The sequence below is a fragment of the Paraburkholderia madseniana genome (assembly GCF_009690905.1).
Taxonomy (GTDB): domain Bacteria; phylum Pseudomonadota; class Gammaproteobacteria; order Burkholderiales; family Burkholderiaceae; genus Paraburkholderia; species Paraburkholderia madseniana.
On the sequence record NZ_VOSW01000008.1, the window covers coordinates 75,689 to 97,628 of the forward strand.

General features: G+C 59.2%; 18 protein-coding genes. 15 read left to right on the forward strand and 3 right to left on the reverse strand.

Annotation, left to right across the window (positions count from 1 at the left end; translation table 11 throughout):
• Window positions 1-39: 39 nt before the first annotated feature.
• Window positions 40-3,540 carry a YhaN family protein gene (locus tag FSO04_RS06285; RefSeq protein ID WP_154558863.1) on the reverse strand — a complete coding sequence of 1,167 codons (3,501 nt, stop codon included), beginning with the start codon at window positions 3,538-3,540 and terminating at the stop codon, window positions 40-42.
• Entirely contained in the window at window positions 3,537-4,805 is a 1,269-nt protein-coding gene (locus tag FSO04_RS06290; RefSeq protein ID WP_154558864.1) for a metallophosphoesterase family protein, read from the reverse strand. Before FSO04_RS06290 ends, FSO04_RS06285 begins: the two co-directional genes overlap by 4 nt.
• A gap of 363 nt (window positions 4,806-5,168) precedes the next feature.
• Between FSO04_RS06290 and FSO04_RS48245 the strand changes: the two genes are divergently transcribed.
• The 8 genes from FSO04_RS48245 to FSO04_RS06325 all read left to right on the forward strand — a co-directional run bounded on the left by FSO04_RS48245 (window position 5,169) and on the right by FSO04_RS06325 (window position 10,765).
• Window positions 5,169-5,297, forward strand: coding sequence for a hypothetical protein (locus tag FSO04_RS48245; protein WP_267905015.1), 129 nt, complete (start codon window positions 5,169-5,171; stop codon window positions 5,295-5,297).
• Entirely contained in the window at window positions 5,290-5,748 is a 459-nt protein-coding gene (locus FSO04_RS06295; protein WP_233464757.1) for a hypothetical protein, read from the forward strand. The genes FSO04_RS48245 and FSO04_RS06295 overlap by 8 nt, the downstream gene beginning before the upstream one ends.
• Before the next feature lie 172 nt (window positions 5,749-5,920).
• Entirely contained in the window at window positions 5,921-6,883 is a 963-nt protein-coding gene (locus tag FSO04_RS06300; RefSeq protein WP_154558865.1) for a DUF932 domain-containing protein, read from the forward strand.
• 79 nt (window positions 6,884-6,962) lie between these two features.
• A complete protein-coding gene (locus tag FSO04_RS06305) occupies window positions 6,963-7,967 on the forward strand; it encodes a YqaJ viral recombinase family nuclease (RefSeq protein ID WP_154558866.1) in 1,005 nt (334 codons plus the stop codon).
• A gap of 47 nt (window positions 7,968-8,014) precedes the next feature.
• On the forward strand, window positions 8,015-8,974 hold the full coding sequence (locus FSO04_RS06310; protein ID WP_154558867.1) for a recombination directionality factor: 960 nt from the start codon (window positions 8,015-8,017) through the stop codon (window positions 8,972-8,974).
• Window positions 8,971-9,948 carry a hypothetical protein gene (locus tag FSO04_RS06315; RefSeq protein ID WP_154558868.1) on the forward strand — a complete coding sequence of 326 codons (978 nt, stop codon included), beginning with the start codon at window positions 8,971-8,973 and terminating at the stop codon, window positions 9,946-9,948. The genes FSO04_RS06310 and FSO04_RS06315 overlap by 4 nt, the downstream gene beginning before the upstream one ends.
• Before the next feature lie 90 nt (window positions 9,949-10,038).
• Window positions 10,039-10,338 carry a hypothetical protein gene (locus FSO04_RS06320; protein ID WP_154558869.1) on the forward strand — a complete coding sequence of 100 codons (300 nt, stop codon included), beginning with the start codon at window positions 10,039-10,041 and terminating at the stop codon, window positions 10,336-10,338.
• 127 nt (window positions 10,339-10,465) lie between these two features.
• A complete protein-coding gene (locus FSO04_RS06325) occupies window positions 10,466-10,765 on the forward strand; it encodes a hypothetical protein (protein ID WP_154558870.1) in 300 nt (99 codons plus the stop codon).
• Window positions 10,766-10,799: 34 nt separating this feature from the next.
• Here the strand turns inward: FSO04_RS06325 and FSO04_RS06330 are convergent, their stop codons facing one another.
• On the reverse strand, window positions 10,800-11,147 hold the full coding sequence (locus FSO04_RS06330; protein WP_154558871.1) for a helix-turn-helix domain-containing protein: 348 nt from the start codon (window positions 11,145-11,147) through the stop codon (window positions 10,800-10,802).
• A 343-nt stretch (window positions 11,148-11,490) separates the two neighbouring features.
• On the opposite strand from FSO04_RS06330, the gene FSO04_RS06335 reads away from it, so the two are divergent.
• From FSO04_RS06335 to FSO04_RS49010, 7 genes are all read left to right on the forward strand, one after another.
• Window positions 11,491-12,171 carry a hypothetical protein gene (locus FSO04_RS06335; protein ID WP_154558872.1) on the forward strand — a complete coding sequence of 227 codons (681 nt, stop codon included), beginning with the start codon at window positions 11,491-11,493 and terminating at the stop codon, window positions 12,169-12,171.
• Window positions 12,172-12,444: 273 nt separating this feature from the next.
• Window positions 12,445-12,636 carry a hypothetical protein gene (locus tag FSO04_RS06340; RefSeq protein ID WP_154558873.1) on the forward strand — a complete coding sequence of 64 codons (192 nt, stop codon included), beginning with the start codon at window positions 12,445-12,447 and terminating at the stop codon, window positions 12,634-12,636.
• Between the two features lie 820 nt (window positions 12,637-13,456).
• Window positions 13,457-14,632, forward strand: a complete 1,176-nt coding sequence (locus tag FSO04_RS06345; protein WP_154558874.1) for a hypothetical protein — start codon at window positions 13,457-13,459, stop codon at window positions 14,630-14,632.
• A gap of 16 nt (window positions 14,633-14,648) precedes the next feature.
• Window positions 14,649-16,538 carry a VMAP-C domain-containing protein gene (locus tag FSO04_RS06350; RefSeq protein WP_233464760.1) on the forward strand — a complete coding sequence of 630 codons (1,890 nt, stop codon included), beginning with the start codon at window positions 14,649-14,651 and terminating at the stop codon, window positions 16,536-16,538.
• A 5-nt stretch (window positions 16,539-16,543) separates the two neighbouring features.
• The gene (locus FSO04_RS06355; protein ID WP_154558876.1) at window positions 16,544-17,569 is read left to right on the forward strand and encodes an AAA family ATPase; all 1,026 of its coding nucleotides are present in this window, start codon (window positions 16,544-16,546) and stop codon (window positions 17,567-17,569) included.
• A gap of 8 nt (window positions 17,570-17,577) precedes the next feature.
• Window positions 17,578-21,093 (forward strand): CHAT domain-containing tetratricopeptide repeat protein, encoded by a 3,516-nt coding sequence (locus FSO04_RS06360; protein WP_154558877.1) that lies wholly within the window; start codon window positions 17,578-17,580, stop codon window positions 21,091-21,093.
• Between the two features lie 360 nt (window positions 21,094-21,453).
• Entirely contained in the window at window positions 21,454-21,858 is a 405-nt protein-coding gene (locus FSO04_RS49010; protein ID WP_422662162.1) for a DUF3592 domain-containing protein, read from the forward strand.
• Window positions 21,859-21,940 lie beyond the last annotated feature (82 nt).

A 21,940-nucleotide genomic window follows, 5' to 3' on the forward strand; every position in this document is an offset into this window, starting at 1 on the left:
CAGGCCTAGCGTCAAATCGACGATGACCCTGGTCGACCGCTACAGGCTCACAACAGCCAATGCACTTTCAGACACGTTTCTATGGGCAATCTCGGCTACGTGCCGGTGATGAGTAAACACCACAACCTGGCCCTCTGCGGAGAAATCGGCAAGCGCGCGAAGAATCAACCCGGCGCGGTGATCGTCCGATGTCATCAATATGTCATCCAGTATCACAGGCAGATCAACGCCAGAGGCACGCCGTAATCCCAAGGCGGCGAGACGCAAGGCCAAATAAAGTTGATCGCGAGTGCCTTCGCTCATTCCTTCAACGCGAAGCCGTGCCCCATTGCCTCGCTCGGCAAGCAGTGCTGGGCGATCGTCTGAGTCATCGCTGACGAGACGGACGAATTCGCCCCCTGTCATGCGTTCAAAGTATCCCGATGCGGACAAAAGCATCGGACCCTGAGCACGATCACGGAATCTCTTCAAAGCTTCGGCCAACAAGGCGTGCGCGACGCGCGAGCGAATCCAAGGGGACATGTTGGCACGTACGCTTGCGGCAGCACGTTCCATCGCCTCCCGGGCGGCAATGGCAGTGTCGGCACCGTCGATCGCGCCCAAAGCGCGACGCGCCGCTTCCTCGCTCTCTCGCGCAACCCGTAGTTGCTCTTCCAGCTGCCCCTGCTCCAAGGTACAAGATATCTCGTCAGCGTCCATGCGCGCGGCATCGTGATCGACGAGCAACACCCGCAGCTCCTCGACCGTACGCCTAGAGGCCTCCGCGAGCTGGCTGCTGGCGCGGTCGAATTCCAACTGCGCCTCACGCTTACGGCGTGATTGTTCCTCTACTTCAGGTAGTAGAACGGGCGATTCCACTCCTGCTGCTAGACACAAACTCGTAAGAATCTCCTCATGTCCCGAAGCTGTCTGCTCATGCCCAAGCTGTCTCTCGAGCGCGCTTTCAAGTGCGTTCTGTGCCAGGGTTCGCGAGGTTTGCACCTTCTCTGCCAGCTCCAGACGGGTGGACAGGCTTTCGATGTACAGCCGAATGTCGACGAACTCTGGATCACCGAGCGTCTTAGCGATCGCCAGCGCTGTATTTTCGAGAATCGAAAGTGCCTCTCGCGCCCGACGCTCCTTCGCTTCGGCCGTTGCGAGGCGATCTTTGGCGTCCTGAAGCTCCTGAAACTCTGCGAGACGAGCGTGCGCCACAGCCACGCTATCATTGTGCGTGAGCAGTAAGTCAGTCAGCGCGGGCCTCAGCGCATCCATGGCAGACTGTAACGTAGCCGTGAGTTGCGCCTCACGCACGGCCGACTGTTGCCTCTGCTGATCCCGCTCGAGCTGTTTGCCGGCGGCGGTGTTAAGTGCCTTCTCGCCCTGCTTGATCTCCTGCTCAATCTCGGCCGCAGTCGCGGAAAGAGTGCTCAACACTGGATCGGTTGGCGGCGACGCCAACCCGGTGCCAAGAATCGCATCACAAAGCTTTGCCACTAGACCCCGTTCAGTAACTTGAAGTTGCTCTAGCTCGTCGAGTTTGGCCGCTACCATTTCACAAGCTGTACGCGCGGGAGCCAGCAACGCTTGCCAGTCACGCAACGCCGTGGGCGACAAATCAGGCAGTTGGGCCGACGCAAGTATTCGACGCCACTCGGTTTGACGGTCTTCTTCTTCACGACCAATATCCTCGAGCTGGCGCTTTAGCTCGTCTCGATCGCGCTCCAGCGCAGCGATAGTCTGCCGGGTCGACTGCAATTGTGCGGCTCGTTCTGTGTCGCCCGTCAATTCGTCGACCAGACGATCTGCACCGACCACGGCACCTTCGTAAACTTCGGGCAATGGCTTGCCAGCTGTAAACGCATCCAACGAAGGATCCGTGCCGTCGATATACACAGCGCGCACTAGAGACCAACCAAGGTCCCGGTGAGAACGAGCCTGCCGGACATCATCCGGTGTAGAGACAGAGCCTTGCTCGAGAAGGCGGTCACGTCGCTCGATTTCCGCACTCAAAGCACCCGAAACCTCGTCAATGCGCGTCTCCCGCTCCTCGCGCCGTGTTGCGTTACGCCTCTGCTGATTCATTGCGTCATCGATCTGTGCATCCAGCAACGGTCGAACACGTTGCAACGCGACTTCATCGGCCAGCCCGACGGCTACCAAAGCAGCCGTCGTCGCGCGGCGGGCCGCCTTGATCTCTCCAGGCAACGCCGCCAGACGCTTAAGCACTGAGTCGTTGCGCACCAATTCAGCCTGGGCAATTCGCAACGCTGTCCGAATCTCCGGCGACGGCAGTACAGCCCCAACGGGATCGGACGCTTCAGAATGCTGACGTGCCGCCGCAAAGTGTTCATCGAGGGCGAGCTGCGCTCGTTCAACATCACGCAAACGTTGTTCGGCGCGTACCTTGGCAGCGGGCGTCGGGATTCTTTCAAGAACCTTGTCTACCGTTAGCAAAACGTCAATCCTAGCCGCCAGCTCGGTCACGCGAGCCGTTTCGGTTGCCACCTCTACCACGGCCTCGGCCACATCGGTGTTGTGTCGATTGACAGTTTCCATTGACGCAGCTAGACGTTTGACCGCGGCTCCGACATCCAGAATGGCGGTATCGGAAGCAAGCGTATCAAGCGCCTTGCGTTGCCGCTCAGCATCCGCGGCTGCGACTTTGGCGTTGTGATTTGCAGTCCCCAGTCCGGATTCCGCGGCCACCCGATCTGTCGTTGCGGTCGCCGAGAGTAACGTGACTGTCTGCAGGGCTTGCAGCGAGTGTGACGCATGCTCGAGCGTATTCAGCAGCGGCGCCACGGCGCGCAGTTCTTTGATGAGCAATTGCGTGCTGTTCAATTCGAAACGCAGTACATCAAGCGCCGCCACTTCGTCGGCTGCGGCCCGATGCTTCTTGAAAAGCTCCGCCCACTGGGCGGGTCGGATGAACGCCTGCTTGTATTCGGTGTGGCACTGATCATACGCATTCAGCGCTTCGTTGATGCGTGCGTTCTTGCCGCGAGCACCCGGCATAAAGAACGTACGAGCCGACTGTTCCAGACGATCGAGGATCTGCGGGATGCTGCGCACGCCAGCACTAGCCTCAAAGAGCGCAGCTCCAATCTCCCCTTCCCCCTTCAGAAGCGCCTCGCCACCTTCGCGCAGGCGCAGATGATCAAGCCCAAACATTGAGTCGTACTCCTCCTTCGTGAGACCGCATGTCAGCAAGGCCTCGACCTCTGGTGGAACCGCCCCGTCAGACATCGAACCCCCAAGATCAAAATCCGTGAAGTGCAGCGTTGCACCGCGGCCCTTGCGACGCATCAACGAATACTCGCGGCCCTGCCGATCGACAAACACGCCACCTATGCGCATGTCTGGATGTGCGTGAACGAAATTGTCCTTGCTCTGCTGTGCAATTCCAAAGCGCAGATCAGAGATAGAGCGAAGCGCAGAGGACTTACCGGCTTCGTTCTGACCGTGCACAAGCACGAGTTTTTGTCCGGCTGTGCCGAAATCAAGTACACGGTTTGTAAAGGGGCCGAAGGCCTGAAGGTGCAGTCTAACGAGCCTCATTTCGCACGCTCCTCTGTGTCTATACCGGAGAGCTGGGCCAGGACGGTGGCCTCCGCGTCGGCGAGAAGAGTCCGAATTGCATCGGTATCCAATGCATTCGGGTCGGCGTCCGCAAGTCCACTGGGCAACGCCCGCATGTCACCGAGCTGCGCCGCAAACCAAGCTTTCATATCGGCTTCATTGGCACCAATCGCGTCGACGAGCCTTACAACCTCACCGATCGCGTCAGCGCGCTCAGCCGCAGCCACACGATCCAGTGGAGATCTGAGTTCCAGACGAACCTGCTCGACCCACACGTCCACCTCGTCCATGTCTTGGGTAGCGGCCTGAATAGCCGCGGCAAGCGAACCGGGTTGTTCGGCCTCGAGACGATGCAGGGACGACTCTCCGTGAACAAGCAACCGAACGGCATGAAGACGGTCGCGCGCACCGGCGATCAACTCTCCAACTCGTGCGAGAAAATTTTTCGCCAGCGCATCAACGGTCGCAAGCCCCGATGCATCGAGGTACAGGTAGTGCCAACGTACGACATCGAGCGGAACGAACTCCGCTGCCGTAATGATGCCTCCTTCGACGGTAACCAGCTCACACCCCTTCGGCCCAGTCTCCTTCGCATGGCGGCCTTGCAAATTGCCCGGGAAAACAATTCGGGGACCCGACTCCCGAACCACTTCCCGCGCATGGACATGGCCAAGTGCGAAATAGTCGTAGCCCTTGTCCACAAGCGCATCTATCGACGTCGGTGCATACGTATCGTGGCCCTCGCGGCCTGTCAAACTGGTATGGAGAACGCCGATGTTGAACCGCCCCGGCACGGGGGGTGGGTACTGCGGTACCAGATCTTCGGGAACGGCACGATGGGGAAAGCTACGCCCATGTACGGCCACCGCTAGGCCCTCAAAGTCAAACGTTTCGCTTTTAAGTGCACTGAACACGTAAACGCCTTCGACTTCGGGGAGTTGCTTCGTAATCTGGCTTTCCGCGTCGTGGTTACCTTTGACAATAAAAACAAGGATACTGGCCCGGCGCAGCCGCACCATCTGGTCTCGAAAGAACAAGCCGGTGCGAAAGTCGGCCCAGTTACCGTCGTAGATGTCGCCAGCAAAGATAACTAGCGCGACGCCTTGCTCGATGGCGAGATCAACGAGAGCGATCAACGACTGGCGCGTAGCTCCGCGCAGCCGCTCCACCGGTGCACCGTCATAACTATCGAGCCCTCGTAGTGGGCTATCGACATGGAGATCAGCAGCATGAATGAATTTCAATCGGTGCCCTCCGGGTTAGTGCCCCAACGACCGCGCATAGGCTTGCGAAAGAATACACCAATGAAGCCTGATGCTCTTAAGGCACAGCCCGCGTGCTCCCGCCGATGGGGAAACCTCGCTGGATACGCGCTGCTGGCAAGGCAAATTTCCAGAGATCGCAAATTTTGATCAATGCAAAGTGCGTAATTCAACAGCGACTCGGAGATTGGCAATTAGCTCCAAAAGTTCATAATCAGAGGGAATTGCAACCCCGGCAAACCGGACGATTCCAGAAATTTTCAGACCTATATCACTGTTCTGAGCGAAAGCAGCACACGCTCCGCCAGAGCGACCCCGCCTTGGCGTCCTGTCTCAGGAGCCACCGTGATACCGAACACTTCCCCCTTCGAATACCTCCTCGCCTACGCCATCGTCTTTATGGCGGGCATTCTGACCACGATTGCACTGCGCAAATACACCGAATGGGTACACAGGAACATCCAGCATGTGTGATCCCTTCTTCGACCCAGATGATCCTCATGAACCGGACTGGAGCCGCGACGAGGGAGGGCAGCACGAACCGCACTCCTCTCATGACCCATACGCGAACCACATCCCGCCTCCGCCCAACCCGACTACGGAATGCCCGGATTGCCAGTCCGGGCGCATCGACACGCTCAATCATGCCCGGAAGGTAGGCGGCGCGATCGGAACGGCCGCCGGCGCAGGCGGCGCCGTTGCCATGGCACTATCCGGCGCAGAAATTGGCGCCGCGGTTGGTGTGATCGCGGGACCTGCCGGTGCAACCTGCGGTGCGATCGCCGGCGCCATCATCGCCGGACTGTTTGGCGGTGCAGCGGGTTGCGCAACGGGTGCGACCTTCGGGGAGATCGTCGACGCCAACGTGCTCGATAACTATCGCTGTCTCGCCTGCGGCTACACATTCAGCATTAGAAAGGCCTGAGTTAGCTGCCGCAATTGCGTTCCCGCATCTGTCGACGTGGTCCAACGCCCCTGTTCCGTTCCTCCGCTCCTCACGCGATACGCGTTGAACCGCACCTTCCCTGTTCACTGCATACCGGGCCCGGTTTCTGCCGGGCTTTTATGGCGTCTCTTTTTCAGACAAGGAATTAATCATGCATCTCGTCCAGACAATGGCTTACGTCAACGAAGTCCCATGGCACGGCCTTGGTAACCAGCTTGCTCCCAACCAGCCGCTCGAAGTGTGGGCGCAGCAGGCGGGTATGAACTGGAAGATCGAAGAATCGGAAGTCCGCTTCGTCGCCGGCAACATGGGCCTCGGTTCCATCCACCCCTTCCCCGAACAGAAAGTGCTCTACCGCTCGGACACGAAGGCGCCGCTGTCCGTCGTGTCAAGCCGCTACCAGGTCGTTCAGCCCGCCGAGATTCTGGAGTTCTACCGTGACCTGACCGAGGTGGGCGGATTCGAGCTTGAAACGGCCGGTGTGTTGAAGGACGGCAAGAAGCTCTGGGCACTCGCCCGTACCGGCCAGTCCGTTGCGCTCAAGGGCAAGGATCAGGTCAACGGCTATCTGCTGCTCGCCACCGCGTGCGATGGGACGCTCGCAACCACCGCGCAGTTCACGTCCGTCCGTGTCGTCTGCAACAACACCTTGGCCGTTGCTCTGGGCGACAGCACGGGCGCCGTGAAGGTACCCCACCGCAGCCTGTTCGACGCGCAGGCCGTCAAGCGCCAGCTCGGCATTGCAATCTCGTCGTGGGACGGCTTCATCGTCAGGATGAAGGCGCTCGCCGAACGCAAGGTCGGCGATTCCGCGGCCGAAGCCTTCCTCCGTCGTGTACTTACGTATCCAGCGGGCGGCCCGAACATGCCAACCCCTACAACCAACGACAGCGCAATCAAGGCGGTACAGGCACTGTACGCCGGCCGTGGGAAAGGTGCCACGCTACCGTCTGCTGCTGGTACAGCATGGGGTCTGGTGAATTCCATCACGGAATTCGTCGATCACCAGCGCCGCGCCCGCAGCGACGACCACCGGCGCGACGCCGCGTGGTTCGGCGCAGGCGCCACGCTCAAGCAGAAAGCATGGGACGAAGCGATGAAGCTCGTCGCATGAAGTCTCCATCCCTGTTGTTACGTCATATATGCCCGGCCGGGGTTTTCCCCGCCGGGCTTTTTCACATCTGGAGGTTCTCATGTCTCGACCGGAAAAGGCTGGACCTGCCAGGAACCGTCCGGCATTGCGTCTCGTGGAAACGAAAGATCTTCCACGCGAGGAATGGCTTGAAGTAAGAAAGAAGGGGATCGGTGGTTCGGATGCTGCCGCCGCCGTTGGCCTGAATCCATACATGAGCTCCCTGGAGTTGTGGCTCATTAAGACCGGCCGGGATGCCAATCTGGCGCGCCCGGATCCGGACGATACGACGGAGCCGGTGTACTGGGGCACCCTGCTGGAGCCGATCGTCGCAGCGTCGTACACGAAGCAAACCGGCAACAAGGTTAGGCGGATCAATGCCGTGCTCCAGCACCCGACGGTCCCGTTCATGCTGGCGAACGTCGATCGCGAAGTCGTCGGCAATCGCGACATGCAACTGCTCGAATGCAAGACGGCCGGCGAGTTCGGTGCGCGACTCTGGCGAGACGGTGTGCCGGAGTATGTGCAGCTTCAGGTGCAACACCAGCTCGCGGTTACGGGCAAGCAGGCAGCCGATGTCGCCGTGCTGATCTGCGGCCAGAAACTCGAAGTGCATCGCATCGTTCGTGACGACGGGCTGATTGCCCGGCTGATCGAACTCGAAGTTGCGTTCTGGCAGTATGTCGAAACCGATACGCCACCGCCAGCGGATGGATCGGAATCGGCTGACCGTGCGCTGCGCTGTCTCTATCCGGGCGCTGGCGGCACAGTTGATTTCACGGGCGAACGGAATCTGTCGGCGACGTTTGCCGATCTGGTTGCGGTGCGTACCGAGATCGAAACCCATCAGCAGGTCGAAGCCAAGCTGAAACAGGCCATTCAGCAAGCGATGGGCGAAGCCGATCATGCGATGTTCGAGACGGGTTCAGTTTCATTCAAACGCAGCAAGAACGGTTCCGGCACCGACATCAAACGGCTGCTCGCCGATCACCCTCATCTTGAACCGCAGTACGCCCTCACGAAACCCGGTTCGCGCAGATTTCTTGTTTCTTCCGCGTCCATCTGATGTCCCTGCTTTTCCCTTCCCTCTGTTTACCTAAATAGGAGAGTGTGATGCTCAAGGGCCTTTCAATTACCCCACCTGTCATAGGACGAATTTCTATTGGACGTGTCGTTGAACGCAACGGCAAGCGCCTTCCGGAGAAAGACGATCAGTTCACGCTCACCACTCAAGTTCAGAACCGAGACGGCTGGATGCTTCACCCGCTCAACGAAAAATTAAGAAAGGTCAATACCGGCAAGCTGAGGTCGATCCCAGTCCGGTTCCTGTTCGGCGATCCCGATCTCAACCTGCGCGCAGAGTATTCGCTATTCGACAGGGAGACTGGTCGCCCGCTGTGCGTTGGTAACGGCGAGACTTGCCGGCGTGCCGGTGACGACAGGATCGAGTCGTTACCTTGTCCGTCGCCGGACGGCTGCGCGTTCGGACAGACCGGAAACTGCAAGCCCTATGGGCGCCTGAATGTGCTGATCGGGGATGAGGACGAGATGGGTTCGTTCATCTTTCGCACCACGTCCTACAACTCGATCCGAACATTAGCCGCGCGCCTTCACTACTTCAGTGCGGTATCCGGCAATTTACTTGCCTGTCTGCCACTGGAACTGAAGCTGCGAGGCAAGTCGACCACTCAGAGCTACCGGTCGGCGATCTACTACGTTGACCTCGGTGTGCGATCGGGCAGTACGCTCGAAGACACGCTGATGCAGGCGCGCGAGCTCGATGCGCGTCGGCGTGCGGCAGGGTTCGACCAGGCAGCGCTCGATATGGCGGCCCGGGCGGGATTCGCCAACGGCGCATTCGAGGACAGTGTCGAGGAAAGTGCGGCCGTAGCCGAGGAGTTCTATCCGGGTGTCGAATCAGGCAACGAGGCCTGCTCGAGCAGGCACGACGGGAAGGACGTGGAGAAAGTCGCAGACGATACGTCGTCGGAGACGATCGGGAAACAGGGCGCGCCGACCCTGCGCGACAAGCTCGACCGGCGAGCGGTTCTGTTGGGAGGAACAGCGGCATGACCAGCGTGCCTGGTAGTCCGGTCGGCCGCTCGAATCGCGATCCGTCGTGGCTGACGTTCGCGCTAGCGGCCGCAGCAACCGCAACGGCGATCTGCATGTCTCTACTGGCCGGGTGGCAGCGCGGCGGCGATCTGCCGGAGCGGCTCGTCTGGGTGGCGATCGGTGTCGTGCTGGTGGTCTGTGCACACCTGCTTCCCGCACTGTGTCGCTCCTCGCCATGGTCGGTACGCGGCGTCGGCGTACTGCTCTGGGTTGTGTGCATGGCGACCGCATGCTTCGGTCACGCTACCTTCTTCGTGCTGGCGCAACAGCACGCGGGGGAACGTCGAGCTTCGTCCTCCGTCCAGCCGAACACGGAAGCCGTACCGGCTGGTCGTAGCCTGACTGCAATCATGACCGACCGAGCCAGCGTGACCCGGAAACTGGCGAACGCCGATTCGCAACGCTGTCTACAAGAGTGTGCGGCCCTGAAGGTTCGACGTGTCGTGCTGGCCGCGAAACTCGATGCGCTCAATGCTGAAGCCGACGATGTCCGGCGACGACAGGCGGTGGATGACCTACGGGAGGAGCAGCGTGACGCACTGACGGTCGATCCAGTCACGGGGCGACTGGCAACGTTACTCGGGACGACCGCAAGTCGCGTCGATCTGCTTTCGGGACTAACGTTTGCCGCCGTGCTTGAAGGCGTCGCCTGCCTGCTCTGGAGCGTCGCACTTAAGCCACGGCAAACGGCAGTCGCTACTCCCCCGGTTGTCGATCCGGCCGCATCGGGTCACGAGCCCGTCACGTCCAGTCACGGTATCGACGATGCGCCGGTACCGCCAGCAGAGACCGAAGTCATGAGACTGGCCCGCGACGTTGCTGCCGGGAACGTCCGTGCGACCGTTTCCGACATTCGGCGCCACCTCGGTTGCTCGCAAGCCAAAGCCACCGTGTTGCGCCGGCAGCTCGCGGAACACACCACTACGCCCTAATCCGGACAAACATCCGGATTCCCTCTGTACCCCTTGAATCCGATTTGCCTCGGAGGCAGGCGTTCGTCCATTGCTTGGAGAAACACTTTCATGAATCCGCTATCTGCAAGACCCACACCCCGCCCGTTAACAGTCGGGCGTCTCTTCGCCACTCACGGCGCGCTCGAGGCGGTGCGCGCCGCCAACGCGTCAGTCGGCGACCTGCTGACCCGACACCTGCACGGCGACTGGGGCGACCTTCGTGCAGAAGACCGCAGGCAGAACGATGTCGCGCTTGAGAATGGCCTGCGTGTCTTGTCATGCTACGAGCTCCCCGGAAACGGCAAAGTCTGGATCATCACCGAATGGAACCGCTCGGTGACGACCGTACTACTGCCCGACGACTATTGAGCGGCGGGATCTAGCTTCCAGCCATCCGCGCGACTTTCATCTGTCGTCGATCCGCCCTACCTACCATCTCTCTATTACCTACCGTCGAAAATGTCCCGACGGCAGGCGAAACAACGCTGGAGTCACCATGCAATCCAATGACATCTACCGCGACAAGGTCCGCTTCAAGGCGGGCCGTGCTACCGTCACCCCGGCCGCCGCGGCTGCACTTGAACTGGCGAAAGTGCACGACATCCTGCTGCTCGCGCGTCACATCCACGGCGACTGGGGCGACTTAGGCGAGCGCGACCGCTTGCAGAACGAACTCGCCGTGCTGCTCGATCTGGGCATCCGCTCACGTTACGCACTGCCGACAGGCTCAGTCATCTGTGTCACTACCGAGGCAGACCGTTCCGCGACCACGATGCGGCTTACTGACTGTGGATAGCGCACAAGCGACAACATCAGACGCTGGACACCCTTCAGCGCCGTGCCAGCCTACCTGTCAGCCGTTCCACGATCTCCACGATCATTTCCCGGTCCCTGACACCCACCCCAGCGAGCAAGCCTGCCAGGTGCTTTGCCTGGTCGCTCGAACGGCTACTGACCTCCGTCAGCAGATCCGCAATATCGCAATCGAAGATCTCAGCCAGTTCCACGAGACGCGCCACGGTCGGCATGACGAGGCCGCGTTCCATGCGTGACACCGCTTCGTTGCCGATTCCCAACTGTTCTGCGACCTGCTCCTGAGTCAGTTCACTGGCCGCGCGATGTTTCGCAATAGCCCGTCCTACCGCTTCAGCCAATCGCTCCAGGTCTGTGTCCGGCATATGCTCTCCCTTTCGACCTGAATGGTTGAGCATCGCCCTTGTTGCATGAAGGACTTATAGGGTTGACAATACGCTTAGTAGGTTGAATATCAGAATTGCCGAGCCAGAATCTCGCGACTGATGCCGTATCGCACTGCTTGATCTCGAACTGACCGGTCCGAATGTCGACGGGATGAATCGGGTCACGAATCCTCGTGGTTTAACAACCGTTCGCATCCGCCGTAACACGACGCGACACTCCCCGCGCGGGGGGCGATTACCCGCGACATCGCGCCAAGGAACTTAATCCCAGACGTGCGACGAAATCAGTAGTTAACTATCCAACCAATAAGGACAGAACTAAATGAACCACCCACGCAACGCCGGCGCCGTCCGGCTAGGGCTATGCGTCGCCATGACTGTCGTTCTGGCTGCGTGTTCGCACAGCGCACCATCAGAAAGCGACGCCAAGGCTGTAATCAAACAGCGATTGGCCGATTGCAAGTACTTTACGATCGACAGCTTCGACAAAACGAACGGCACTCCGATCGACGAGAACGACTACAACGTCGACGTGAAGTACACGGTATCCCTGAAGCCGGGCAGCGACATGTCGGATCGTCTGAAAGAGGACGCAAAACTCTTTCAGCAGTATCAGCTAATCAAGGCGGATTACAGTGCTCGCAAAGATGAACTCACAAAAACGTTCAACACGACCATGGCAGCGCACAACGGCGACCCGAGCTTCAACGACGCCGCGGCCAACGATCAATATCGTCAGTCTCTACAAACGGATCCGCAGTTGGTCAAGGACATGAATGATGTCAAAGATATCGCGGCCAAGATCGGCCCGGTAAGTGGCTCTGGCCTGTTCCAGAAAGCGATCGTTCAAGAATGTCCAAACCTGCATGTCTCAAATGGATTCATGCTCACGTTCTTCGGTCCCAAAATCACGCTTGACCAAATGGCTGATGGCATGAGCGCTGAGTTCACCGAAACCATCCCGATGATGAGGACGGACAACGGGTGGCAGGCCACGCGGTAGTCGGTTCACACTGCGGTCGAACTGGTGTGCAGACAACAGGATTTGCAGAAACAGATAGCAATATGGCATCTGATTCGCAATATCGACCGTGACCCGCTAGCAAGCGGTCCACGGTTCGGTTCAGCGAAGTCGTCGGGATCCCGTGAAAGTTCACGGACTCTTCTTTTTTTGCCTGTTTTGATCCTCCCGGCAGGGGTACATCGCAACGTGCGCTCCCTGCATCGCGCGCTGATAATATCCTGACACGAAAAGTCATCCTCGGTTCGGGCAGTCATGGATTATCGCGTCAGCTACGAACACAGCCTGAAGAACAAACCGGACGAATTCATCGTCCACGTTCCATCGCAGCTCGTCGAAGATGTGCCAGCAAATGTGCCGCGCGTACTTCTGCCCGAATACATCACCGAGCTGATCCTGAAGCGCTCGGCCCAAATCGGAAAGATCCGCCATCTGCGGATTCTCTGAAGACGCCCAACCTGCATCTATCCAGGGACGTCGTTGTTTGAAAGGCTGACCGTCCTCGTGTGTCGGTATGTGTCGTCCCCCGCGTGGGGCAGCAAACGGCCGAGGGCGTGTGGAAACTCCATTTTTGCCGCTGACGGCGAGGTTGCCGGTCGGGTCGATCAAGTTAGATGCGTCGAGCTTGCGCTAATCGAACATCGCGAGCGCAAGAAGCCCCTCAGGGCTTCAGCTTCCAGCCATCCTCATCCCGGCAACCCAAAGTATATTCATGACGCGCTTCAGGTTGTAGGCCAATACCTGGAGACATAATTTTCTGGGGAACCAATGAGCCACCACTAATTGAGCGGCCAGAAAAATGGAACCGCGCAGCGGGCTCGCACCGGCGCATCGGTACTACGGCTTTGTCGCGCGCTACGTGAAGTCTAAGTAGCTTTGCTTACAGATGACCGTCAAGTTGGTGCGGTAGCTCACACAAGAAGGACGGGTAATTCGACCTTTACTGCATACCAACCGGATCGCCACAGAATTCACTTGACGGCTGCGCATCAGATTCACCGCTGTGACGCGAAGAGTCACGGTGAAAAAGGTTCTTGCACCTTTGCAACAGTAATCTACAGTGAGTCAGTGTCATCGAAGAATCGCGGCTAACAGTCAGCACCCGCTGTCAAGTTGCGTCTGAAGACGTTTTCCTTGCTGCGCAGCTCTCGGGCCGCCGACGTAGACGCATGGTCCGGTGAGCACTGCCGGTCTTTTGACGACAGCTACCGACCTTGGTCAGTTGCGATATCCGTGTAACGATCAAAGAAAATTGGGTGGCTGTCCCATGAGTAAAACCGTCCTATTTGTCCATGGCACCGGAGTACGCAAGGCCTCCTATGAGCAAAGCGCCGCGCGTATCGCCCATGGCCTTAAGCGGGTAGCCCCCACCGCGAAGCTCGAATCTTGCCTCTGGGGCGACGAACTGGGCGCCAAACTGGGCCTGAATGGGGCTTCGATTCCGGAGTTTTCCGGCGTCAATGCCGCGCAGCCCAGCGAAGACCAAGTACAGGCGCTTTGGGAGCTTCTCGGCCACGACCCGCTCTTCGAACTTCGTGAATTGGCTTTGCGTGATCAAAGGACGCTTGTGTCGCCGGCCGCACAGGGTATTAAGGTGCAATTCCTCGAGCAGTTGCGTTTGCTCGGCCATGACGCCACCGCTCTGGGCCTTCTCGAAGGTCGAGCGTCTCTCGTTCAATGGGCAGACGCGACTACATTAGTCGCCGATGCCCCGGCACTCAAGGCGGCTCTGGTCGCGGCACCGAATGTCGATACACCACTGCGGGTGGCAACGGCGCGTGCGGTCGTCGCCGCCTTGCAGCAGAAACTGGACGACGAGAACATGCCAACTCTTCGTCGAGCATTGCGAGACCAAGTCGTCGATCGATGCGTCGACCATTTCGGCGGGCGCGAACTCGGCGTCAAGGACTGGATCACGAGCCGTGTCGTTGGTCTCGGTTTGCGGTGGGCCACGACTCGCGCGCGGCGCAATCGCGACTCGCTTTTCAGCGCTGCATCACCGACGGCGGGCGACGTTTTACTCTACCAGGCGCGCGGCGCTGCGATTCGCGCGTTCATCGAGCAGCGCATAGGCGACTGTGGCGACAACGTCGCAATCCTTGCGCATAGCTTGGGTGGCATTGCTTGCGTCGATGTTCTAATTGAGTGCCCACTGCCCGCAGTAAAGTTGTTAGTGACCGTCGGATCGCAAGCTCCGTTTCTCTACGAAATCGGCGCGCTCTCGAGTTTGCCCTTCGGCACTCCGTTGCCGAAGCATTTTCCCGAACGCTGGATCAATTTTTTTGACCGCAATGACCTGCTGAGCTACTGCGCTCAACGCGTATTCGGTGATCGTGCTGTCGATTACGAGATCGCGAGCCGCCAACCGTTCCCACAGGCTCATAGCGCCTACTGGGACGAGCCTGAACTCTGGCAAAGGCTAAAGCCCCATTTGCTTTCGTGATGCGTACATGAACAATATGCTCCCGCCGCCCGCCGAGGTTCGAGCCATTATCGTAGGCATCGAAAGCTATCCAGGCCTAGGGGCGAGCTTCGACGCCCCGGGTGCGGCCTCTGGAGCGCTGGCGTTTGCGAGTTGGCTTGTCCAGCGCGGCGTGCCTAAGGACGCAATCGAGCTTTGGTTGTCGTCGCGCGATGGCTCCGAAATACGAGAGATATGCGCGACAGCCGGGCTTGAGTCGGTTATGGCTCACGAATTTCGCTGGAGTGAGTTCCGGCACCGGTATGCGGAACCACGTGGCATGTTTTCCAACGGACGCTTCCTTATGGTGTACTTCTGCGGTCACGGAGTGATTTCGGGTCCGGAGCACAAGCAATATTTGGTACTTCCGGAAGCAACGGAACAGCAGTTTCACTGCTTCGAAACCCAAAATTGGCTAAGGCTTTTTACCAGCTTTGGATGGGAGAACTACGGACATCAACTGTGGATCATCGATGCCTGTCGCAGCAATGAGTGGGGTCCCTCGATGAAGCCCGTACGCAACGAATGGAATCCCGGGGACGGAAGCAGCATTCACCGATGTGCGCTATTCGCTTGCGCGGAGGGAGAATCGGCCGCACTTAATTCGAAATATGGGCCGCGATTCACAAAGGAATTATTAGCTACCCTCGCTGATACTCCGACGCACGAGTGGCCTGCGTTCGACGAGGCGCTGCGCGCGACTGCCAAACGGTTGCGTGACGATCCCAATTCGCGCCAGCGCCCGACGTACTCCTTCAATGAAGACTGGTTCGGCCACCCACTACTAGGTCCCGATTTTGCCCGGCCGCGTTTGGAAGATGTGCTCTCTGGCATTCCATGGTCGCTCGAGCGCTTCATGCCTTATGTTAACCGCTCATTGCCTATGATTCACATTCCGGCCGGACCACTTGACCTGCAGACGGCGCTCGCATTACTTCGCGACCTGCGACCAGTCGACGGTGTGCCGCCCTTACTCGATTTTGCCGAGCGAGTGGCTCGTGCAAGTTGCTCCGAGGCCCTACGGACCTGGATCGAGTCTCAAGTGACGCCGCAACAGAGCGCTCAACTGGACGCCCGCTTGGCTACCGACTCCTGCCGTGCACGACTTGCCTTGTGGTACCGGGACGACGGGCCGCAATCCTGCATCGAGGCCGAACTCGACGTCATCGACGCTGGTGGGGGTGTGCGACCTTGGCCACGCATGCCCGCGAAGGCGGTGACCGAGCAGACCGTGCATGCTGTTTTCGGAGAATGGCTCCAAGCCGTGTACGACCATGTCGGAAATCTGGACGTTGAGCTAATTATCGAGTTGTATCTTCCGCGCTCAATGCTCACCGCAGCGGCGTATGACACCGCCATCATCCCACTTGCTAACGACGAACTGCGCCTTGGTGAAGATCAACCGACTTTGCTTCACTGCACCGACCGCTACAAGGCGCGGGCCAAACGCATGCGATGGTACAAGCGCGCCCCCGAAATTCTTGACCGGCTCGTCGGGCACGCAGCTGATCCGCTCCTCTGGGCACTCCCCGGAGAAGACGCAACGGAACTTCTTAATCTGTTCACATCGGGTGCCGCAACAGCGCCCGTATGGCTCGGATTCGATCCCCACGCCCGCAGAGACGAAACACCGCTCGATGTTGCAATAACCGAAGGACTACCGGCAGTGCTTTGGGTGCGTGCGCAGGCCACCGACGAGATTATTGCAATGCTCAAGGCTGAATTGCGGGATCTGCTGAAGCTGGGCACGGACGAATTGCCAAACCGGCTGGCGCATTGGCGTGAGCGGCAATGCAGCGACGCCTGCCGCACTGTCGCATTTCTTCTGGATGACCCAAAGCAGCGCTTGCCCGCAATTTGGACGCAATGGTCACAACCCAAAGGATGAGCCGTATGGACGACGCCGCTGACTGGAAAATTTATCGAGGCACTCGCATGCCAGGCGACGCTCTTTTGCACCTTCCCGATCCGCCACCCTGGCGACCCCGTCGCAGCAAAGTAACCGACGAGCGCTGGTGGCCGGCAACCCAAAAGGACGACCTCCGATTGCCACCTGCCGCTCTCCAACGTGGTCGTGTTTTCCACGCCACTGAGCGGATCGTCGAGATGATTAATGCCGCGCTTTACTTGAGGCGTCCCTTGCTCGTGACTGGGCAGCCCGGAAGCGGGAAGTCTACGCTCATCGATGCGGTGGCGTATGAACTACGAATGGGCGCGCCTTTGCGCTGGTCGGTCAGTTCGCGCAGCACTCTGGGGGACGCTCTCTATCAATACGACGCGATCGGTCGGTTGCAGGAACAGGACGCTAGTATCGGCAAATTCATCACACTCGGGCCGCTCGGCACCGCACTGTTGCCTACCGCCCGACCGCGAGCGTTACTGATCGACGAAATTGACAAGAGCGACATCGACCTGCCCAACGACCTGCTCAATGTGTTCGAGGAGGGCGAGTTTGAAATTCCCGAGCTTCGACGCCTCGGCGACGAGGCAGCAGTGCAAGTGTTTACGTCCGATCCCAATCAGCTGAGTGCATCGATCAAGGGTGGAAAGGTCGCATGCTGTGAATTTCCCTTGATGGTCCTCACCAGCAATGGCGAGCGGGAGTTTCCGGCGCCGTTTCTACGGCGTTGCCTTCGCTTGCAAATGCCCAACCCAACAGGAACGCTGCCTGAGGACGATAATGAAGACTGGAAGCGGCTCGACGCAATTGTCAACCTACACTTCACGAAAAGCGAACGGGTGGCTGCGGGGGACATCATCGAAGAATTTAAGGCACACGCAAGCCACCGTAAAGATGTCGCAACCGATCAACTTCTCAACGCTATCTACTTCGTGATGAGCTCGCAGATCGCTCCCGGCAAGTCGCGTAGCGAAGTCCTTGCCGAATTGATGCGTGAGCTAGTCACTCCCGGAACTTGAGGCGCGACGTGTCGATCGCCGATCTCACGCGGGCAATGCATCGCATCGGACTGCACATCGGCTTCGTCGATCTTCGCGATATCATCTGGCTTGCTGAGAAAATTACACCTGCACAACCCGAACCGGCACCACTGTTACGGATTCCTCCAGATGACGTCGCTACAAACCCGCGGTCGCGTATCGAAGCTGATTTCCCCGCCAAGCAGAGGCCCACGGCCGTAACTCACACGTTACCTCAATCAAGTCCAGAGCAAGCAGCCTTGTATGGCGCCAGCGACATGGGGACCGCAGGGGGGGCCCGACGCGTGCAATTGCGCGGAATACCACCGCTGCCGGAAGCCCTCGCCATCGGGCGTGCACTGCGCCCGCTATCGCGCCGGCGTATAGGCACGGCCCGTGTCCTCGACGAACGTGCCACTGCGGAATTTATCGCCGACACGGGTGTCCGCGCCGCGATATGGCGCCCGGCGCGCGAGCGCTGGTTCGATATCGTGCTCGCCGTCGAGGAGGTGCCGTCACTCGCCGCCTGGCGACCTCTGATTATGGAGTTCGAGCGGCTCTTGCGGCGACAAGGCGGCTTTCGCCGCGTCACGCGTTTGTCTTTGCACGCACAGAATGGGACTGTCAGGACCCTCAGCGAAAGTGGTCACGAAGTACTCGTTGGAAGCATCCAAGACAGGCAGGGACGTAGCATTGTTCTGGTCGCCTCGGACTGTACCTCGTTCGCCTGGAGACATGGGATTTTGGGGAGCTGGCTGCAGACCATCTCTGTGCGTGCTCCTGTTGCGCTCGTGCAACTCCTACCGCAGTCGTTGTGGCCAAACACATCGGTCGGCTTTGCGGAACTGCGAACCGCGGCGCGAGAGGTAGGCACTCCAACTGGCCTGTTGCGCATACAGCGGCCTAGCTGGGCCGAGGGCGAATCTGGCGTGGTGATGCCGGTGTTCGCGCTGAACCCGGCCGCGGTGCTTGCGTGGGCGCGGATGGTGACCGCTGCCGGCGACGCGTGGGCCACCTCAGCGTTGTTGCCGGTGTCGGCAGACGGCGTCGATGAGCCGGCGCCCGACGGTACGCTATCACCCAGCCTGCGCGCAATGGCTTTTCGCGCCAGTGCGACGCCAGATGCGCAACGTCTGGCCGCGTATTTTTCCGTCGTCAAACCACTAACACCCCCCGTCATGCGCGTCATTCATCATGCGATGTTGCCGGCTAGCGGTGCTGTCGCGCTCGCGGAGGTATTTCTCGGCGGCCTGCTACGACCCGTGTCGTCCGAATCGCCCACAGCAAGCGTTGAAGAAAGGGGGTATGACTTTCATCCGGGCTTGCGCGACCTGCTCGAAGTCAGCCTGACACGGTCTGATTTCGTGCAAGTCAACCTCGCACTGCACGACTTTCTCCAACAGAAGACTGGCACCTCGTTCGACTTTTTTGCCCTGCTCGAGGACGACAGAGGTACCACACGGCTTCCAGCCGGAGCGCTACCGTTCGTCCAGTTTTCACGTGCCGCGGCAGCGCGGTTCCGTGGAGGGAGTGCATCGCCAAGCGGCCATTCGACGCGCGGCCAGACAATAGACGCTTCGATGGCTGTAACGCGACTAGCTATCTCTCAAGTCGGATCGGCACTAACCTTCGTTCTTTCTGGCAGAGGTCAAACCGAAACGTTTTTGACTCAACAAATACCGTTTGATCAAGAGATGTTGCAAAAACTGATGGTGGCCGTCCGATCGAATGAATTCCAGGCGTCGTCTCGATTGGCGCGTATGCTGGTGCATCCGGACCTCCAGGACCTCATCGCTGCCGACCACGACGCGGCGCTGATTGAACTGATCCTGCGTGATGGAGCGGAAGTCTTTCCGTGGGAAGTGCTTATTCGCAACGACAATCCTAGTGACCCTCCGCTCGCGGTCACCCGGGGGCTCACACGCAAGCCAAGCCACCTCGCGACCCCAGAGGTACTTCGAGCGACGAACGCGCTGATCGTCGATAATATTGTCCCGTCCCCCCGTGTTGTTGGCGTTGGAGTAGAACCGATCGAGGCGATCCTCAAGCAGGTGCTGCCAGGGGGCGTAGTAAAGGTGCGCGAGACGGTATTTGAAGACGCATCGGTTGATAGCGAACTGCGCGTCTTATATATCGCAGCGCACGGCATGCTAGGGGAGCACCGGGATCAATACGAAATTGCGCCGAGCTTGGAGATAGTGCTCGATTCAGGCTCAAGGCTCACCTTGCGCGAGTTTCAATCGTTGTCGCGCATGCCGGAGCTCATTTTCCTGAATTGCGATTTAGCGGCGGTAATGGCGCCCGAACTGTTGGCCAGAGGCGCCCAAGTCGTAGTGGCTCCGTACGGTTTCGTCAATAACCATGACAAAGTAGCACTAACTTTCGCCACCGTCTTTTTCGAGGCTCTCGGGGGCGGTTTAGTCCTGATTGAGGCAATACGCGAAGCCCGCCGTCAGTGCTTTAACCGACATCCCACGGACGAAACTTGGGGCCAGTTCCAGTGCTTCGGCCGTGCGGATTGGCGCCTGCTCGGCGGCCAAACGGATTCGCTTCTTGCCCAAAACGCATGGGCCGCTGACTCATCAGTGGTTCCTGGTGGTCCAGATAAAGAACTTGCGCGTCCAATAGACCAACCGACGATCGCGGACTTCACTGTCGACATTGATGTATCCGATATGCCACCCGCTCAAGCGGCGCAGGCACTCGTGAACCGCGGTATCACCAAGCACAAGCGTGGCGACAGCGTCGGGGCGATCGCCGACTTCACTGCCGCCATCGAGCTACCCGAAGCACCACCTGCTCAGGTGGCGCGGGCATTCAATAACCGCGGCGTCGTGAAGGGTGCACGTGGCGATGGTGCCGGGGCGATCGCCGACTACACGGCCGTCATAACACTGCATGGCGCCCCGGTCGATGCAGTGGTGACCGCACTTAATAATCGTGGCTCTGCGAATAGCGCGCGTGGCAAAAGAGCTAGTGCTATAGACGACTTTACTGCCGTTATTGATCTGCCCGATGCGCCGACCGATGGACTGGTGGCAGCGTACTATAGCCGCGGCAGCGTGCTTGGCGGCCGCTTCGGTAGCATCGCCGACTTCACTGCCATCATCGAGTTGCCAGATGCACCACCAACTTATGTAGCTCGATCGCTCATCAACCGCGGTGTGGCGAAGGGATCGTATGGCGACAGCGAAGAAGCGATCGCCGACTTCACTGCCGCCATCAAGCTACCCGATGCCCCCCCCGCTCAGGTGGCGCAGGCACTCGTGAACCGCGGCATGATGAGGCACACGTCCGGCGACAGCGTCGGGGCGGTCGCGGACTTCACTGCCGCCATCGAGCTACCCGAAGCACCACCTGCTCAGGTGGCGCGGGCATTCAATAACCGCGGCGTCGTGAAGGGTGCACGTGGCGATCGTGCCGGAGCGATCGCCGACTATAAGGCGGCCGTCAAGCTACCCGGTGCGCCAGCCGACACAGTCGAAGTGGCAACTCGGAACTTGACTGGTTTGGGGAAGCAATAAACGTCGCCGTGCAGCCGTGTTGGCAAGAACGCTACCCCTTGCGGCAACGAATTCCACTGCGTGCGCGAAAAAATGTCGAACGCGGGCTGCCAAGATCGCCCATCCTGATGTCTTGATCTGGCGCATGGATAATCTGTTGAGCTGTCCAACCCCAGCTCTTCTTCCTTAGTTTCGCGCCGCAAGTTGAACGGATTATTGATTTCGCTCACAACTACAAGGAAAGTGGTTTTCTTAACACACGACGTCGATCGGGCCCACTCAACCCCTTCTTTTTTGTGTTTCACCATTCCCATGGTCAGCAGCCTTGCGCTGCGGGGTCTTTGATAGCTGGTACTGACAAAGTGTCGAGCAGAACTGGGTATGGACCGACGGGACGATAGAGATCGCATACGTTCACGAAGCTATGGACCGCCACGCCCACAGGGAGACTGGCTGGACCTACTCATATTCAGTAAATGGGCGGAATATGAGGCAAAAAGCACGGCGCTGAACAATGCGTATTTCGTTCATATGTTCTCATCCAGGCAGCGCGCCGAAGTTGATGAATACACGCGGCCGGTCGGAAGTCCAGTCTCCGTCTACTACGACCCAACCGAACCGCAAAAATCCGTGCTCGACTTTCCACTAGATAGTTCTCAGGTGTGGCCGTTGGAGTCACTCACCTTGAGCCTATCGGCTCCGAGTATTGGCACAGCCTTGCTGGCTTCATGCTTTAGAAGGTTGGCGCCGAAATCAAATGCACCGAGGACCGAACGTCTGCGATGAGGCTGCGGCAAGACGCGATGCGGCTCGCCGACTGGCGACCAGCCGCGCTGCACCGGAGGTGAGGCAGAGAACCCCGACTGGT